The organism is Pseudomonas beijingensis, from assembly GCF_030687295.1.
Taxonomy (GTDB): domain Bacteria; phylum Pseudomonadota; class Gammaproteobacteria; order Pseudomonadales; family Pseudomonadaceae; genus Aquipseudomonas; species Aquipseudomonas beijingensis.
Genome location: NZ_CP117425.1, coordinates 839,395 through 854,931, shown reverse-complemented (window position 1 = coordinate 854,931; position 15,537 = coordinate 839,395). Strand labels below are relative to the sequence as shown.

15 protein-coding genes are annotated in these 15,537 nt (G+C 60.7%); 12 read left to right on the top strand and 3 right to left on the bottom strand.

The features are described from left to right. Window positions 1-307: 307 nt before the first annotated feature. Window positions 308-1,666 carry a hypothetical protein gene (locus tag PSH84_RS03975; RefSeq protein WP_305468031.1) on the top strand — a complete coding sequence of 453 codons (1,359 nt, stop codon included), beginning with the start codon at window positions 308-310 and terminating at the stop codon, window positions 1,664-1,666. A 94-nt stretch (window positions 1,667-1,760) separates the two neighbouring features. On the opposite strand, the gene uraH is transcribed toward PSH84_RS03975, so the two are convergent. Continuing rightward, the gene (uraH, locus tag PSH84_RS03970; protein ID WP_305482320.1) at window positions 1,761-2,114 is read right to left on the bottom strand and encodes a hydroxyisourate hydrolase; all 354 of its coding nucleotides are present in this window, start codon (window positions 2,112-2,114) and stop codon (window positions 1,761-1,763) included. A gap of 413 nt (window positions 2,115-2,527) precedes the next feature. Between uraH and puuE the strand changes: the two genes are divergently transcribed. The 6 genes from puuE (at window position 2,528) to PSH84_RS03940 (ending at window position 8,307) form a co-directional block, all read left to right on the top strand. Further along, window positions 2,528-3,469, top strand: coding sequence for an allantoinase PuuE (gene puuE, locus PSH84_RS03965; RefSeq protein ID WP_122566980.1), 942 nt, complete (start codon window positions 2,528-2,530; stop codon window positions 3,467-3,469). Next, window positions 3,466-3,981 (top strand): 2-oxo-4-hydroxy-4-carboxy-5-ureidoimidazoline decarboxylase, encoded by a 516-nt coding sequence (gene uraD, locus PSH84_RS03960; protein ID WP_122566979.1) that lies wholly within the window; start codon window positions 3,466-3,468, stop codon window positions 3,979-3,981. Before puuE ends, uraD begins: the two co-directional genes overlap by 4 nt. 67 nt (window positions 3,982-4,048) lie before the next feature. Then, entirely contained in the window at window positions 4,049-5,044 is a 996-nt protein-coding gene (gene alc, locus PSH84_RS03955; protein ID WP_122566978.1) for an allantoicase, read from the top strand. A gap of 121 nt (window positions 5,045-5,165) precedes the next feature. Then, window positions 5,166-5,669, top strand: a complete 504-nt coding sequence (locus PSH84_RS03950) for an ureidoglycolate lyase (protein ID WP_122566977.1) — start codon at window positions 5,166-5,168, stop codon at window positions 5,667-5,669. Between the two features lie 51 nt (window positions 5,670-5,720). Continuing rightward, window positions 5,721-7,022: a urate hydroxylase PuuD gene (locus PSH84_RS03945; protein ID WP_305482319.1), complete on the top strand. Its 1,302-nt coding sequence runs from the start codon at window positions 5,721-5,723 to the stop codon at window positions 7,020-7,022. A gap of 499 nt (window positions 7,023-7,521) precedes the next feature. Beyond that, window positions 7,522-8,307, top strand: a complete 786-nt coding sequence (locus PSH84_RS03940; RefSeq protein ID WP_305482318.1) for an outer membrane protein OmpK — start codon at window positions 7,522-7,524, stop codon at window positions 8,305-8,307. Between the two features lie 488 nt (window positions 8,308-8,795). Here the strand turns inward: PSH84_RS03940 and PSH84_RS03935 are convergent, their stop codons facing one another. Together PSH84_RS03935 and PSH84_RS03930 are read right to left on the bottom strand one after the other, a co-directional pair. Continuing rightward, window positions 8,796-9,950 (bottom strand): patatin-like phospholipase family protein, encoded by a 1,155-nt coding sequence (locus tag PSH84_RS03935; protein ID WP_305482317.1) that lies wholly within the window; start codon window positions 9,948-9,950, stop codon window positions 8,796-8,798. A gap of 36 nt (window positions 9,951-9,986) precedes the next feature. Continuing rightward, complete coding sequence (locus tag PSH84_RS03930) at window positions 9,987-10,919, bottom strand: lipid A biosynthesis lauroyl acyltransferase (protein ID WP_305482316.1); 933 nt, start codon at window positions 10,917-10,919, stop codon at window positions 9,987-9,989. A 118-nt stretch (window positions 10,920-11,037) separates the two neighbouring features. Between PSH84_RS03930 and minC the strand changes: the two genes are divergently transcribed. The 5 genes from minC (at window position 11,038) to PSH84_RS03905 (ending at window position 15,444) form a co-directional block, all read left to right on the top strand. Next, window positions 11,038-11,775, top strand: coding sequence for a septum site-determining protein MinC (gene minC, locus PSH84_RS03925; protein ID WP_122566972.1), 738 nt, complete (start codon window positions 11,038-11,040; stop codon window positions 11,773-11,775). 200 nt (window positions 11,776-11,975) lie between these two features. Further along, window positions 11,976-12,788 (top strand): septum site-determining protein MinD, encoded by an 813-nt coding sequence (minD, locus tag PSH84_RS03920; RefSeq protein ID WP_003179114.1) that lies wholly within the window; start codon window positions 11,976-11,978, stop codon window positions 12,786-12,788. After that, window positions 12,788-13,042 (top strand): cell division topological specificity factor MinE, encoded by a 255-nt coding sequence (gene minE, locus PSH84_RS03915; protein ID WP_003179111.1) that lies wholly within the window; start codon window positions 12,788-12,790, stop codon window positions 13,040-13,042. The genes minD and minE overlap by 1 nt, the downstream gene beginning before the upstream one ends. Before the next feature lie 190 nt (window positions 13,043-13,232). Then, window positions 13,233-13,868, top strand: coding sequence for an RluA family pseudouridine synthase (locus PSH84_RS03910; RefSeq protein ID WP_018612476.1), 636 nt, complete (start codon window positions 13,233-13,235; stop codon window positions 13,866-13,868). Between the two features lie 286 nt (window positions 13,869-14,154). Continuing rightward, entirely contained in the window at window positions 14,155-15,444 is a 1,290-nt protein-coding gene (locus PSH84_RS03905) for a M18 family aminopeptidase (protein ID WP_305468037.1), read from the top strand. Window positions 15,445-15,537 lie beyond the last annotated feature (93 nt).

Sequence of the window (15,537 nt, the reverse complement as noted above, 5' to 3'; positions counted from 1 at the left end):
CGCAAGGCAGGGCATGCTCCACGACGAATGAATGACTCATTCATCACTTTCCAAACCTGAAGGAACAGGAATCCCAATGAGCCCAAAACTAAACACCCGCCCCAAGCTTCCAACCTCGCCCCCCGACACGCCCCATTCAAGTCGCGATACGTCACCGGAAACACTGCCCAGAAGCCCCGCCCGAGGCGAGGGAGGCGACCTGGCCCCCGTCACGCCGCCCGGACGACAACCTGACGCCGCAGAACCCCAGTCCCCCACCATCCAGATAGCCGAAATCACCTCACAGACACCCGGCCATGAGTCAACCATGGCGGTGCCGCTGGAGCACTATCTTCTTTCACCCGAACTGGTCCCCATGCTATCGGAGCCCGACGCAACCTCGGGCATCCGCACATTCAGGACACGTACCTATGTGGATCTAACGGAAGGCGGCACAGTGCTGTTGGGGCGCGATGCCGAGCAGAATTACCGGGCCCGACTAGGCACCGAACTCATCGCCTCCGGGCCACGCCTCGAACAAGTGGAAGGCAGCCTGCTGTGGCGTCTTGCGCACCGCGCCGAGCCGGATGCCGCTGACTCCATACTGACGATTACCCGCCGCAGACCGGCGGAAGATGAGCCCTCGGACGTCATTGAACCCAAGCGTCAGCACACGTCCCCTTCACCAAGCGAAGCCACCTTGGAGAGCGCCCCCGCCTTCGCTAAAAACTGGGGAATCGAGCCAAGGCTCACGGTACCCGACTTCCTGACCATAGACGGTGTTCACTACAAGGTAGTGACGCGCGCCGACGCCCGCGAGTATCCGATCGCCTACGTCCAGCAACCCACCCATTCACCGTATGATTTTGACGTACTGGAGGCGACCATCAGGCATACGCCCGACGAGCAACCCCGAAGCGCGATACGCGTGCCTCCTGACAATCGCTGGCAAATCGATGCGAGGCTGCCCTTTGACAAACCACTGACGGATTACGTCAGGGAGGCGTTTCCAGAAGTCACCACCGTCACCCTGGAAAATATCGCCAGAAAGCAATTTACCCTCGCCAACAGCTCGTCTTTTGCCGACGCGGCAGGCTTGACCGCGCTCCGGCAGATTTTCAGCAGTTGGAAAGACGGCACCCCGTCCCCGCACCCGGAATGGAGTGATCCATTATTGATGCTACCCGTGCTTCGCGCCGCTTCAGGCAGCGTCAGCAGCACTGCACGCTCGCTCGATCTGCCGAATCCAACGTCAAGAATGTCGTTGGATCGGCTGGATTTCGACCCTCAGCGATTCACCCAGCAGTGGGATTATTTCGTCATGACTTACTCCCCGTTGGACCTCAAGCGCTTCATGGCCAACCTCATGACCCGTAACGGCTATGCAGTCTTTGAACCCAATTCTTTCAATAGCTTTCCGGCGTTGGTATTCCGGCGCACAGGGCATGACTATGTATTTTTCATGAGCTTGCATCGCACCCGGATCCCGAAGATTTCCCTGCCGGCACACACCAGCCCAAACACAACCGGCATCAGCCTGGAAACCCAGGTCGGCGAACACGCCGCGAACGTTGTCAGGGAGGCCCACCAGAACAACAAGATCATCTGGCTCAAGGGCGGTTCGCAAATCCGGCCAAACCATCCGGACACCGTTTTCATCGTTCGGGATGACGACGCCAGGCTGTAAGTCTGCAGGCAAAAAAAAGCCCGCAGTGTGAGCGGGCGAAAACCAAAGAAGCGCCATGCGCAGTCGCTTCCAGGAGAGGCAGCTGCTTGGGGGATCAGCTGCCTCGATAGGTGGAATAGGCGTAGGGCGAAATCAGCAGGGGCACGTGGTAATGCTCCTGCTCGGCCGAAATACCGAAGCGCAGCACCACCACATCCAGGAACGCCGGATCGGGCAGTTGGACGCCACGGGCGCGGTAGTAATCGCCGGCGTGGAATTGCAGTTGATAGACCCCCGAACGGTAGTCATCCCCTTGCAGCAGCGGCGCGTCGCAGCGCCCGTCGCTGTTGGTCAGCGCACTGGCGACACAGTGCAGTTTCGAACCTTCCACGCGGTACAGCTCGATCTTGATCGAGCTGCCCGGGCAGCCGTGTGCGGCATCCAAAACGTGAGTAGTCAAACGTCCCATTGCTTATGCGCGCCTCGCTGCACTGCAGTCCGGCCCGACGCCTCCTGAATCAGTTGAAAGACAGGCCGCACCGTTTCGGAGCACGAAACGCCACGGCGATGTGCGAATTAAGACACTTTAAAAGAAAATTGTACACAATAAAAAATAAACACTTCGCCCATGGACTGCGCGACGGCGCGTCAGCCCCAGGCTCAAGCAAACCAAATGAATACAAGATCCTCCTGACGATTCACTGACCAAGTGGGCAGGTTTCTTGCAGTGTAGACAACACCAGGGACACAGTGAAAAATGCAGAAAATCAGGCTTACAAATCGCGCATAAAGTTGTATACAATCATTCCATCGTCGTGACGCCAGCCTGAACCACATCGCCAGGGCGCCACCTACATGGTTCGAACAAGAAGGAAAACTGCAGTGAGCGCTGACTACCCACGCGACCTGATCGGTTACGGCAGTAACCCTCCCCACCCCCAATGGCCGGGCAATGCCCGCATCGCGTTGTCCTTCGTGCTCAACTACGAAGAAGGCGGCGAGCGCAACGTCCTGCATGGCGACAAGGAATCCGAAGCGTTCCTTTCGGAGATGGTCGCGGCGCAACCGCTGCAGGGCGAGCGCAACATGAGCATGGAATCGCTGTATGAGTATGGCAGCCGTGCCGGTGTCTGGCGTGTCCTCAAACTGTTCAAGGAATTCGATATTCCTCTGACCATTTTCGCCGTCGCCATGGCCGCCCAGCGCCATCCGGAGGTGATTCGCGCCATGGTCGCCGCCGGTCACGAAATCTGCAGCCACGGCTATCGCTGGATCGACTACCAATACATGGATGAGGCCCAGGAGCGTGAGCACATGCTCGAAGCGATCCGCATCCTCACCGAAATCACTGGCGAGCGTCCGCTGGGCTGGTACACCGGCCGCACCGGCCCGAACACCCGCCGGCTGGTGATGGAGGAAGGCGGTTTCCTCTATGACAGCGACACCTACGACGACGACCTGCCCTACTGGGAACCGAATACCCCCAACGGCAAGCCGCACCTGGTGATCCCCTACACTCTCGACACCAACGACATGCGCTTCACCCAGGTGCAGGGTTTCAACAAGGGCGACGATTTCTTCCAATACCTCAAGGACGCTTTCGACGTGTTGTACGCCGAAGGCGCCGAAGCCCCGAAGATGCTTTCCATCGGGTTGCATTGCCGGCTGATCGGCCGCCCTGCGCGCCTGGCCTCCCTCAAGCGGTTTCTCGAATACGTCAAAGGCCATGAACACGTCTGGTTCAGCCGTCGTGTCGACATCGCCCGCCACTGGCAGCAAGTCCATCCGCATCAAGGGGCTTCGAAACCAGGAGCCTCGAAATGACCGCCTTCCAGACCCTCAAGCCCTCCACCTTGAGCCGTGAAGCCTTCATCCGGGCTTTCGCCGATATCTACGAACATTCGCCATGGGTCGCCGAAAAGGCGTTTGACCTGGGCCAGGATCCCTCGATCGACGAGATCGAGACCCTGCACCAACGCATGAGCGACATCCTGTTGAGTGCCGATCACGCCAGCCAACTGGCGCTGATCAACGCTCACCCGGACCTGGCCGGCAAAGCCGCCGTCCAGGGCCAACTGACCGAAGCCAGCACGAACGAACAGGCCGGCGCCGGTATTCACCAATGCACGGCCGAAGAGTTTCAACGCTTCACCGAGCTGAACGACGCCTACAAGGCCAAGTTCAAGTTTCCCTTCATCATGGCGGTAAAAGGCAGCAACCGGCACCAGATCCTCGCGGCGTTCGAAACGCGCATCCATCACTCGGCAGACGCCGAATTCAAATGCGCCCTGGCAGAGATCAACAAAATCGCGTTGTTCCGATTACTGACCCTTTAGCGAGCAGTCCTGAACCCAGGAACCTGCAAGCATCCCCAGCCAACTTATTTAAAGGCAGACAAGAAGAATGAAAGCTTACGCCGTACCTTTCGAGAAGTTCGTCAACCTGGCCGACGCCCGCCTGGGCACCAAGATCATTTCGGTCACCGATGACTGGTTCGCCGACGCCAACCGCCTGTTCCAGCCGACCCCGGCCGTGTGGAAGGAGGGCGTGTTCGATGATAACGGCAAGTGGATGGACGGCTGGGAGTCGCGGCGCAAGCGCTTCGAAGGCTACGACAGCGCGGTGATCCGCCTGGGTGTGGCGGGCTCGATCAAAGGCGTGGACATCGACACCTCATTCTTCACCGGCAACTACCCACCGTCGGCCTCCCTGGAAGCCTGCTTCCTGACGGAAGGCGAACCGGACGAAAACACCCAGTGGACTGAAGTGCTGTCGGCCGTCGAGCTGCAAGGCAACAGCCACCACTACCACGAAATCAGCAACGACCAGGCCTTCAGCCACCTGCGCTTCAACATCTACCCCGATGGCGGCGTGGCCCGGTTGCGGGTCTACGGCATTCCGTACCGCGACTGGTCGGCGGTGGGCGACAACGAACAGATCGACCTGGCCGCCGCCCTCAATGGTGGCCGCGCCCTGGCCTGCTCCGACGAGCACTTCGGCCGCATGAGCAACATCCTCAACCCGGGTCGTGGCGTGAACATGGGCGACGGCTGGGAAACCGCCCGTCGCCGTACCCCGGGCAATGACTGGGTCATCGTCGCCCTGGGCCATGCCGGCGAGGTCGAGAAAGTCATCGTCGACACCCTGCACTTCAAGGGCAACTATCCCGACAGCTGCTCGATCCAGGCCGCGTTCGTCAAGGGCGGCACCGACAGCCAGATCGAAACCCAGTCGCTGTTCTGGCGAGAACTGCTGCCGAGCCAGAAACTGGAAATGCACGCCGAACACACCTTCGCCGAGCAGATCAAGGCCCTGGGACCGATCACCCATATCCGCCTGAACGTGTTCCCGGACGGTGGTGTGAGTCGCCTGCGGGTGCTGGGCAAGGTCGCAAAATAAGGGTGAACCCAAATCGCGAGCAAGCTCGCTCCCACATTTGAAATGCATTCCCCTGTGGGAGCGAGCTTGCTCGCGATGGCGGCACAACAAACAACACAGAATTCAAGGTAAGAAGACCAGCATGCGCACACTCAAGATCGAACCGTTGACCAAAGAAGCCTTCGCCCCGTTCGGTGACGTGATCGAAACCGACGGCAGCGATCACTTCATGATCAACAACGGTTCGACCATGCGCTTCCATCGCCTGGCGACGGTAGAAACCGCCACGCCGGACGATCAGGCGATCATCAGCATCTTCCGCGCCGACGCGCTGGACATGCCGCTGACCGTACGCATGCTGGAGCGCCATCCGCTGGGCAGCCAGGCCTTCATTCCGCTGCTCGGCAACCCCTTTCTGATCGTGGTCGCGCCACTTGGCGATGAACCTGTATCAGGCTTGGTCCGCGCCTTCGTCACCAACGGCAGGCAGGGCATTAATTACCATCGCGGCGTCTGGCACCACCCGGTGCTGACGATCGAAAAGCGGGATGACTTCCTGGTGGTTGATCGCAGTGGCACAGGCAATAACTGCGATGAGCATTTTTTCAAAGAGGATGAGTACTTGATCCTCGCCCCCCACCAATAAGAGAAGGTCCGATCACGCGAAAACAAGCGTGACGGGCGAGAGGTAAAGACTGTGGAAGCACATATGCTGGAATGGCTGAACCTGAGCGTTCGCTGGGTTCACATGATCACTGGCGTGGCCTGGATCGGCGCGTCGTTCTACTTCGTCTGGCTGGAAAACAACCTCAATCGCGTCAACCCCAGGAGCGGCCTGGCCGGCGACCTGTGGGCCATCCACGGTGGCGGTATCTACCACCTGGAAAAATACAAACTCGCGCCGCCGTCCATGCCGGACAACCTGCACTGGTTCAAGTGGGAAGCCTACTTCACCTGGATGTCGGGCATCGCCCTGCTGTGCGTGGTGTTCTATTGGAACCCGACCGTCTACCTGCTGGCCCCCGGCAGCGGCTTGAGCGGCCCCGAAGGCGTGGCCTTGGGCCTCGGTTCGTTGCTCGTCGGCTGGTTCGTCTATTCCTTCCTCTGCGACTCGGCCCTGGGCAAGCGCCCTGCCTTGCTCGGCTTGATCCTGTTCGTGCTGTTGATCGCCGCGGCCTACGGCTTCAGCAAGGTGTTCAGCGGTCGCGGTGCCTACCTGCATGTCGGGGCGGTCATCGGCACGATCATGGTCGGCAACGTGTTCCGCATCATCATGCCGGCACAACGTGCCTTGGTCGCGGCCATCGCCGTGAACCGCACGCCGGATCCAGCGCTGCCAGCCAAGGGGCTGTTGCGTTCGCGCCACAACAACTACTTCACCCTGCCGGTGCTGTTCATCATGATCAGCAACCATTTCCCGAGCACCTACGGCAGCCAGTACAACTGGCTGATCCTGGCCGGGATCGCCGTGGCGGCGGTGTTGGTGCGGCATTACTTCAACACGCGCCATGACAGCAACCGGTTTGCCTGGACGCTGCCGGTCGGCGCCCTGGCGATGATCTGCCTGGCTTATGTCACCGGCCCCAAGCCCATGCCCAGCACACCGGAGGTGGCCAAGGCGCCCGGCGTGATCGAGTACCAACCGTTGCCGGAAACGGCAGTAGGCGGTGGCGCGAAACCGGCGACGGCCCCCGCCGCACCGGCAGCTGCGCCCACTCAGGCCGCCAACGCCCAGGGCCCTTCGTTCGAGAAGGTCCACAGCGTGATCCAGGAACGCTGCTCGGTCTGCCACTCGGCCAAGCCCACCAGCCCGCTGTTCAGCGCCGCCCCAGGCGGGGTGATGTTCGATACGCCGCAGCAGATCCAGCAACAGGCCGCGCGCATCCAGGCCCAAGCCGTGACCAGCCAGATCATGCCGTTGGGCAACATCACCCAGATGACCCAACAGGAACGCGATCTGATCGGCGCGTGGATCAACCAGGGCGCCCACACTAACTGAGCCACGCGCTCCAACACCGTTAAACGTCATACCGCTGACAGGTCGACCGGCACACCACCGGTCCCCCGTCAGCGACTGCCTGCGCCTCAACAATAAAAACAAGAGCAAAGCACCCGATGACCACGCCCCGCCATCACGCCCCAAATTCGCCGCGCATGCGCTGTTGCAGGGCACTTGAGCCTTCCAAGGCAAGCCCGTATCCTGCGCGGCCGTTTGAAACAGGCCGACCACAAAATCCCTTCAGATCCTGACCGGATCGCCAGCTTGTTGCGGTGTTGGCGGACATAAACGCGCCCCTGAAAACAGCTTTCCGACTGATCAAAAAACCGCAGGGCAAGCCTTTTCCGGTTTTTTCCGGACTTGGCTCAGCGCTTGCTATCAGCATTCGCCACGCTCAAAAAGCTGACCGAACGGATGTTTTTAATCCATGGAAAAAGGCGCCACACCAGAGCGCTGACCTGAAAAAAAGCGGTACCACTTACCTTTGGGAGCAAACCGAATGAAACGTACGTGCACCAGCCTGATACTCGCAGGATCCTTGCTGGCCGCAGGCCAGGCGATGGCCGACGATCTGTTCCAGTGGCAGAACAACAGCCTGACCTACCTGTACGGCAAGGATTTCCAGATCAACCCGCGTATCCAGCAGACCGTGACCTTCGAACACGCCGACGCCTGGAAATACGGGGACAACTTCTTCTTCCTCGATCGGATCTTCTATAACGGCCAGGATGACGGCCAGTCCGGCCCGAACACCTACTACGGTGAGTTCAGCCCGCGTCTGTCGTTCGGCAAGATCTTCGACCAGAAACTGGAACTGGGTCCGATCAAGGATGTGCTGCTGGCCATGACGTATGAATTCGGGGAAGGCGACAACGAGTCTTACCTGATCGGCCCGGGTTTCGACCTGGCGATTCCCGGCTTCGACTACTTCCAACTGAACGTCTACAACCGCCAAACCGAAGGCCCGCGCGCCGGCGACAACGTTTGGCAGATCACCCCGGTCTGGGCCTATACCGTGCCGGTGGGCTCATCCGACATCCTGATCGATGGTTTCATCGACTGGGTGGTGGACAACGACAGCAACTCGAAGGGCACCTACCACGCCAACCTGCACATTGTCCCGCAGATCAAATATGACTTGGGCAAAGCGTTGAAGCTCGGCGCCAAGCAGTTGTATGTCGGGGTGGAATACGACTACTGGAAGAACAAGTACGCCATTGAAGACAGCGACGGGTTCAAGACCAACCAGAGCACGACCACCTTTTTGCTGAAGTATCACTTCTGATCCCGGAATCAATATCGCAGACAATCCCCTTGTGGGAGCGAGCTTGCTCGCGATAGCGGTGGGTCGGCTTGCATTGATTTTGAATGTACCGCCGTCATCGCGAGCAAGCTCGCTCCCACATGGGTTTGTGTGCTGGGCTCAGCTTAAGCGTCCACCGCCAATCCCTTGTGGGAGCGGGCTTGCTCGCGAAGGCGTTGGGTCTGCTTGCATTGATGTTGAATGTACCGCTGTCTTCGCGAGCAAGCCCGCTCCCACACGGGTTGCATGCCAACCACAGGTTTAGCATCCACCACAAATCCCCCTGTGGGAGCGAGCTTGCTCGCGATAGCGGTGGGTCGGCTTGCATTGATGTTGAATGTACCGCCGTCTTCGCGAGCAAGCTCGCTCCCACACGGGTTGCATGCCAACCACAGGTTTAGCATCCACCACAAATCCCCCTGTGGGAGCGAGCTCGCTCGCGATGGCGGTGGACCTGCGTGCATCACGCCTCAGGACAACCCCAGAAACCGACTCAACGCCTCACGCTGCGCCAACGCATCCTGGCGCCCGAGCTCGATCAGTTCGCTGCAATACCCCGCCTCGAACAGCATGTAGCTCAGCACCCCCGCGCCACTGGTCTTGGTCGCGCCCGGCCCGCGCAAAAATACCCGCAACGCTCGCGGCAATTCCTGGCGATGGCGGGCGGCGATTTCGTCGATGGGCTGGCTTGGCGAAATCACCAGCACGTCCACCGGTGCCGCGCCGAGGGCATGGGCCGGGACGTCATCGGGCAGCAAGTGGCTGAACCCGTTCAGGCGCTCCAGCAACTCGATGTCACTTTCCAGGCTGTCGATGAACGTGCTGTTGAGCATATGGCCGCCGATCTGCGCCAGGGTCGGTTGCAGGCCGGTGTAGCTGCGTTCGGAGGGATCCTGCCCGCCACCACCACGGGGGTTGCCACTGACGCCGATCACCAGCACGCGATTGGCCCCCAGGTGCAAAGCCGGGCTGATGGGCGCCGATTGCCGCACCGCGCCGTCGCCGAAGTATTGCGGACCGATCTTGACCGGCGCGAACAACAGCGGAATCGCCGAACTGGCCAGCAAGTGTTCCACCGACAACTGCGTCGGCACACCGATACGCCGGTGGCGCAGCCAGGCATCGATGGTGCCGCGGCCCTGATAGAAGGTGACGGCCTGGCCGGATTCATAACCGAATGCCGTCACCGCCACCGCCCGTAGTTGCTGCTCGGCGATGGCCTGCTCGATACCCGAGGCGTGGAATTGGGCCTCGAGCAGTTCGCGCAGCGGCGAACTGTCGATCAGCGCCACCGGCAACTTGGCTCCCAGGCCCAGCAGGCTGTGAGTGATGAAACGCATTGACTGGGCGATCACGCCCCGCCAGTCGCTGCGCATGACCTGATGGCTGCGCACCGCTTGCCAGAACGCCGTCAGCCGCTCGATGGCAGTCTTGAAGTCCATCGCCCCGCTCGCCAGGCTGACCGCATTGATCGCCCCGGCAGAGGTGCCGACGATCACCGGAAACGGGTTATCCGCCCCGTCCGGCAGCAATTCGGCAATCGCCGCCAATACCCCCACTTGATATGCCGCCCGAGCCCCGCCGCCGGAAAGAATCAAACCTGTAACCGGTTCAGCTGGGGTCATCGCAATGCTCCGTGCTCAAGGTGATATCAAAAAAACTCAGCCGCGTTTGTCGTACAGCTTGGGCTCACCCGGTGGACGACTCTTGAAGCGCCGGTGGGCCCAGAGATACTGCTCGGGACAATCGCGCACCGACTGCTCGACCCATTGATTGATGCGCAGGCAATCGGCTTCCTCGGTCTCGCCCGGGAAATCGGTGAGCGGGGCCTGAATCACCAAGCGATAGCCACTGCCGTCGGCCAGGCGTTCCTGGATGAAAGGTACCACCAGCGCCTTGCCCAGGCGGGCGAACTTGGTGGTGGCGGTGACCGTCGCCGCCTGGATGCCGAACAACGGCACGAACACGCTTTGCTTGGCACCATAGTCCTGGTCCGGCGCATACCAGATCGCCCGCCCGGCCCGCAGCAGCTTGAGCATGCCGCGCACGTCGTCACGCTCCACCGCCAGGGAATCGAGGTTGTGCCGCTCACGACCGCGGCGCTGGATGTAGTCGAACAGCGGGTTCTTGTGCTCGCGGTACATGCCATCGATGGTGTGCTGCTGGCCGAGCAAGGCCGCACCGATTTCCAGCGTGGTGAAATGCAGAGCCATCAAGATCACGCCCTTGCCCTCGCGCTGGGCCTGTTTCAGATGCTCCAGCCCTTCGACGTGGGCCAGTTTCGCCAAACGCGAGCGCGACCACCACCAGCTCATGGCCATCTCGAAAAAGGCGATGCCGGTGGAGGCGAAATTTTCCTTGAGCAAACGCTTGCGCTCGGCAGCGGACTTTTGCGGGAAACACAGTTCCAGGTTGCGACGAGCGATGCGCCGTCGGTCGCCGGCCACCCGGTACATCAGCGCCCCCAATGCACGACCGACCCGCAGCAATAACGGATAAGGCAATTGCACGATCAGCCACAACAGCCCCAGGCCGCACCACAGCAGCCAGAAACGCGGATGAAAAAATGCAGCTCGAAAACGCGGGCGATCCATTACAGCTTCCATTAAGACATGGGCCGCGCATTCTACATTGTTCGACCCGGGTTGCGGCTGGCGGACGATCTCGTTATAAGTCTCGGCACTTTTAGTGACAAGCCGTTGTACGCCGACCATGAGCCAAACCGAACCGCTAGACCAAGATCCCGTGTTCCAGCTGAAGGGCAGCATGCTCGCCATTACGGTGCTGGAACTGGCCCGCAACGACCTGGAGAGCCTTGACCGGCAATTGGCGGCGAAAGTCGCCCAGGCCCCGAACTTCTTCAGCAATGCCCCCCTGGTGCTGGCCCTGGACAAGCTGCCGGCCGGCGAAGGCTCAGTGGATCTGCCAGGCCTGATGCGCATCTGCCGCCAGCACGGTCTGCGCACCCTGGCGATCCGCGCCAGCCGCATCGAAGACATCGCCGCTGCCATCGCCGTGGACATTCCGGTGCTGCCGCCGTCCGGCGCCCGGGAGCGCGTGCTGGAACTGAGCCCGGCCGAAGCGAAGAAAACCCCGGAAAAACCACCGGAGCCCACCATCAAGCCAACGCGGGTCATCACCTCGCCCGTTCGCGGCGGGCAGCAGATTTATGCCCAGGGTGGCGATCTGGTCATAGTGTCCTCGGTCAGCCCGGGAGCGGAACTTCTGGCCGATGGCAACATCCATGTATACGGCCCGATGCGCGGTCGAGCACTGGCCGGCGTCAAGGGTGATACCAAAGCCAGGATCTTCTGTCAGCAATTGAGCGCTGAGCTGGTTTCCATCGCCGGGCAGTACAAGGTCTCCGAGGATTTGCGCCGCGACCCGTTGTGGGGGGCCGGCGTCCAGATCAGCCTGTCGGGCGACGTGTTGAACATCATTCGGCTTTAACGGATACTGCCGCATTTTCCAAGCATCTCTAAAACGAGCGAAAACGGCTTAAACGACGTAGGAAAAAGGATCAGGCAGTGTTTACCGGAGGTAGACCCCGCCCGACAGCCGATTCCAGCCAAGCCTGTCCAATTGCAGCGGTTTTCCAGAGATGTTTTTCAGGGGCTGACAAAGTCCTTTTTCCTTAGGGGTGAAACACCTTGGCCAAGATTCTCGTGGTTACATCCGGCAAGGGTGGTGTGGGTAAGACCACCACCAGCGCCGCTATCGGTACCGGCCTCGCTCTGCGCGGCCACAAGACAGTCATCGTCGACTTCGACGTCGGCCTGCGTAACCTGGACCTGATCATGGGTTGCGAGCGTCGCGTGGTCTATGACTTCGTCAACGTGGTCAACGGCGAAGCCAACCTGCAACAAGCCCTGATCAAGGACAAGCGCCTTGAGAACCTCTACGTGCTGGCCGCCAGCCAAACCCGCGACAAAGACGCGCTGACCCAGGAAGGCGTGGAAAAAGTCCTGATGCAGCTCAAGGAAGACTTTGAGTTCGTGGTCTGCGACTCCCCGGCCGGTATCGAGAAAGGTGCCCACCTGGCCATGTACTTCGCGGACGAAGCGATTGTCGTGACCAACCCGGAAGTGTCGTCGGTCCGTGACTCCGACCGTATGCTGGGCCTGCTGGCGAGCAAATCCCGGCGCGCCGAGAAGGGCGAAGAGCCGATCAAGGAACACTTGCTGCTGACACGCTACAACCCGCAACGGGTCAGCGATGGCGAGATGCTGGGCGTCGAAGACGTCAAGGAAATCCTCGCTGTCACCCTGCTGGGTGTCATTCCGGAATCCCAAGCGGTACTCAAGGCTTCCAACTCCGGCGTGCCGGTGATTCTCGACGACCAGAGCGATGCCGGCCAGGCATACAGCGATGCCGTCGATCGCCTGTTGGGCAAGACCGTGGAGCATCGTTTCCTCGATGTAACGAAGAAAGGTTTCTTCGAGCGCCTGTTTGGAGGTAGGTAATGAACCTTTTTGACTTCTTTCGTGCCAACAAAAAGCCCAGTACCGCCTCGGTCGCGAAAGAGCGTCTACAGATCATCGTGGCGCACGAACGCGGCCAACGCAGTACCCCTGACTACCTGCCAGCCTTGCAGAAGGAACTGGTGGAAGTGATCCGCAAATACGTCAACATCGGCAGCGATGACGTGCATGTGGCACTGGAAAGCCAGGGCAGTTGCTCGATCCTGGAACTCAATATCACCCTGCCGGATCGCTGATCGCGCCGGCGGGAGCCACGGCGGCTCGGGTCCCAAAGTCCTTCTCCCTGTGGGAGCAAAGCTTGCTCGCGATAGCCTCAACCGGATCTAACAGACAGACCGTGTTGTTAATCGCGAGCAAGCTTTGCTCCCACAGGGTCAGGAAAAAGGGCCCGAGCCGCCGTTGGCGTTTGTAACGAGACTGTTTTCAATGCCCCTGTCCAACATCCGCATCATTCATCAGGACGCCGCTGTCCTGGTGGTCGACAAGCCGACCCTGTTGCTTTCCGTGCCCGGCCGGGCCGACGACAACAAAGACTGCCTGATCACCCGCCTGCAGGAAAACGGCTACCCGGAAGCGCGAATCGTGCACCGACTGGACTGGGAAACCTCCGGCATCATCCTCTTGGCCCGTGACCCGGACACCCATCGTGAACTGTCCCGACAATTTCATGATCGCGAAACCGAAAAAGCCTACACCGCGCTGTGCTGGGGTCAGCCGGAACTGGACAGTGGCAGCATCGACCTGCCCTTGCGCTACGACCCGCCGACCAAACCTCGGCACGTGGTGGACCATGAACAGGGCAAACACGCCCTGACCTTCTGGCGCGTACTGGAACGTTGCGGCGATTGGTGCCGGGTCGAATTGACGCCGATCACCGGGCGCTCACACCAATTGCGCGTGCACATGCTGTCCATCGGTCACCCGCTGCTGGGCGACGGTCTCTATGCCCATCCGCAAGCGCTCGCGGCCTGGCCACGCCTGTGCCTGCACGCCAGCATGCTCAGCTTCACCCATCCGCAAAGCGGCGAGCGCCTGCGCTTCGAGTGCCCGGCACCGTTCTGAGGGATGTATCCGCAAGCAGGCCACAAAACCTGTGGGAGCGAGCTTGCTCGCGATAGCGGTGGGTCAGTTTGCATTGATGTTGAATGTGCCGGCCTCATCGCGAGCAAGCTCGCTCCCACAAGGGATTTGTGGTGAACACAAGCTCTGTACACGCCTGCGCTCCAATGTGGGAGCGAGCTTGCTCGCGATGAGGCCCGCACATTCAACACGGATATCACCCACTTCCCACCCTCCCCATCGACTACCAATACGGTAAACTCCCGCCCATTGCTGTCTGGAGTTTCTTATGCGCGCAGAGTTGAACCAAGGCCTGATCGACTTCCTCAAGGCCTCCCCTACCCCGTTCCATGCCACCGCCAGCCTGGCCAAGCGCCTGGAGGCGGCCGGCTATCAGCGTCTTGACGAACGCGAGACCTGGACCACCGAGGCCAACGGTCGCTATTACGTCACGCGCAACGACTCCTCGATCATCGCCTTCAAGCTCGGCCGCCACTCAGCGCTGAACGACGGCATCCGCCTGGTCGGCGCCCACACCGACAGCCCCTGCCTGCGGGTCAAGCCGCAGCCGGAACTGCAACGCCACGGGTTCTGGCAACTGGGTGTGGAAGTCTACGGCGGCGCGCTGCTGGCGCCGTGGTTCGACCGCGACCTGTCCCTGGCCGGGCGCGTGACCTTCCGCCGCGATGGCAAGGTCGAAAGCCAGTTGATCGATTTCAAGGCGCCGATCGCCACGATTCCAAACCTGGCCATTCACCTCAATCGCGAAGCGAACCAGGGCTGGGCCATCAACCCGCAGAACGAACTGCCGCCGATCCTCGCCCAGTTCGCCGGTGACGAGCGCGTCGATTTCCGGGCCGTGCTCACCGATCAACTGGCCCGCGAACACGGCCTGAACGCCGACGTGGTGCTCGATTACGAGTTGAGTTTCTACGACACCCAAAGCGCTGCGGTCATTGGCCTGCACGGCGATTTCATTGCTGGCGCGCGCTTGGACAACCTGCTGTCGTGCTACGCCGGCCTGCAGGCCTTGCTGAACGCCGACACCGAAGAAACCTGCGTATTGGTGTGCAACGATCACGAAGAAGTGGGCTCGTGCTCGGCCTGTGGCGCCGACGGCCCGATGCTGGAACAGACCCTGCGGCGCCTGCTGCCCGAAGGTGAAGAGTTCGTACGGACCATTCAGAAATCCCTGCTGGTGTCGGCGGACAATGCCCACGGCGTGCACCCCAACTATGCCGACAAGCACGACGCCAACCACGGCCCCAAGCTCAACGCCGGGCCGGTGATCAAGGTCAACAGCAACCAGCGCTACGCCACCAACAGCGAAACCGCCGGGTTCTTCCGTCACCTGTGCATGGCCGAAGAAGTGCCGGTGCAAAGCTTCGTGGTGCGCAGCGACATGGGCTGCGGCTCGACCATCGGCCCGATCACCGCCAGCCAACTGGGCGTGCGCACCGTGGACATCGGCCTGCCGACCTTCGCCATGCATTCGATCCGTGAACTGTGCGGCAGCCATGACCTGGCGCATTTGGTGAAGGTGCTGAGCGCGTTCTACGCGTCTCGCGAGTTGCCGTAACCACCCAGAAGGCATGATGAACCCTGTGGGAGCAAGGCTTGCCCGCGATGAAGGTGATGCGATTTTTCCAGAAATCGAGTCACCTTCATCGCG

Bases quoted from the DNA above. Each gene is read 5' to 3' on its own strand.
- PSH84_RS03975 (WP_305468031.1), top strand. From the start codon at position 308: ATGGCGGTGCCGCTGGAGCACTATCTTCTTTCACCCGAACTGGTCCCC.
- uraH (WP_305482320.1), bottom strand. From the start codon at position 2,114: ATGGGACGTTTGACTACTCACGTTTTGGATGCCGCACACGGCTGCCCG.
- uraD (WP_122566979.1), top strand. From the start codon at position 3,466: ATGACCGCCTTCCAGACCCTCAAGCCCTCCACCTTGAGCCGTGAAGCC.
- alc (WP_122566978.1), top strand. From the start codon at position 4,049: ATGAAAGCTTACGCCGTACCTTTCGAGAAGTTCGTCAACCTGGCCGAC.
- PSH84_RS03950 (WP_122566977.1), top strand. From the start codon at position 5,166: ATGCGCACACTCAAGATCGAACCGTTGACCAAAGAAGCCTTCGCCCCG.
- PSH84_RS03940 (WP_305482318.1), top strand. From the start codon at position 7,522: ATGAAACGTACGTGCACCAGCCTGATACTCGCAGGATCCTTGCTGGCC.
- PSH84_RS03935 (WP_305482317.1), bottom strand. From the start codon at position 9,950: ATGACCCCAGCTGAACCGGTTACAGGTTTGATTCTTTCCGGCGGCGGG.
- PSH84_RS03930 (WP_305482316.1), bottom strand. From the start codon at position 10,919: ATGGATCGCCCGCGTTTTCGAGCTGCATTTTTTCATCCGCGTTTCTGG.
- minC (WP_122566972.1), top strand. From the start codon at position 11,038: ATGAGCCAAACCGAACCGCTAGACCAAGATCCCGTGTTCCAGCTGAAG.
- minE (WP_003179111.1), top strand. From the start codon at position 12,788: ATGAACCTTTTTGACTTCTTTCGTGCCAACAAAAAGCCCAGTACCGCC.
- PSH84_RS03910 (WP_018612476.1), top strand. From the start codon at position 13,233: ATGCCCCTGTCCAACATCCGCATCATTCATCAGGACGCCGCTGTCCTG.
- PSH84_RS03905 (WP_305468037.1), top strand. From the start codon at position 14,155: ATGCGCGCAGAGTTGAACCAAGGCCTGATCGACTTCCTCAAGGCCTCC.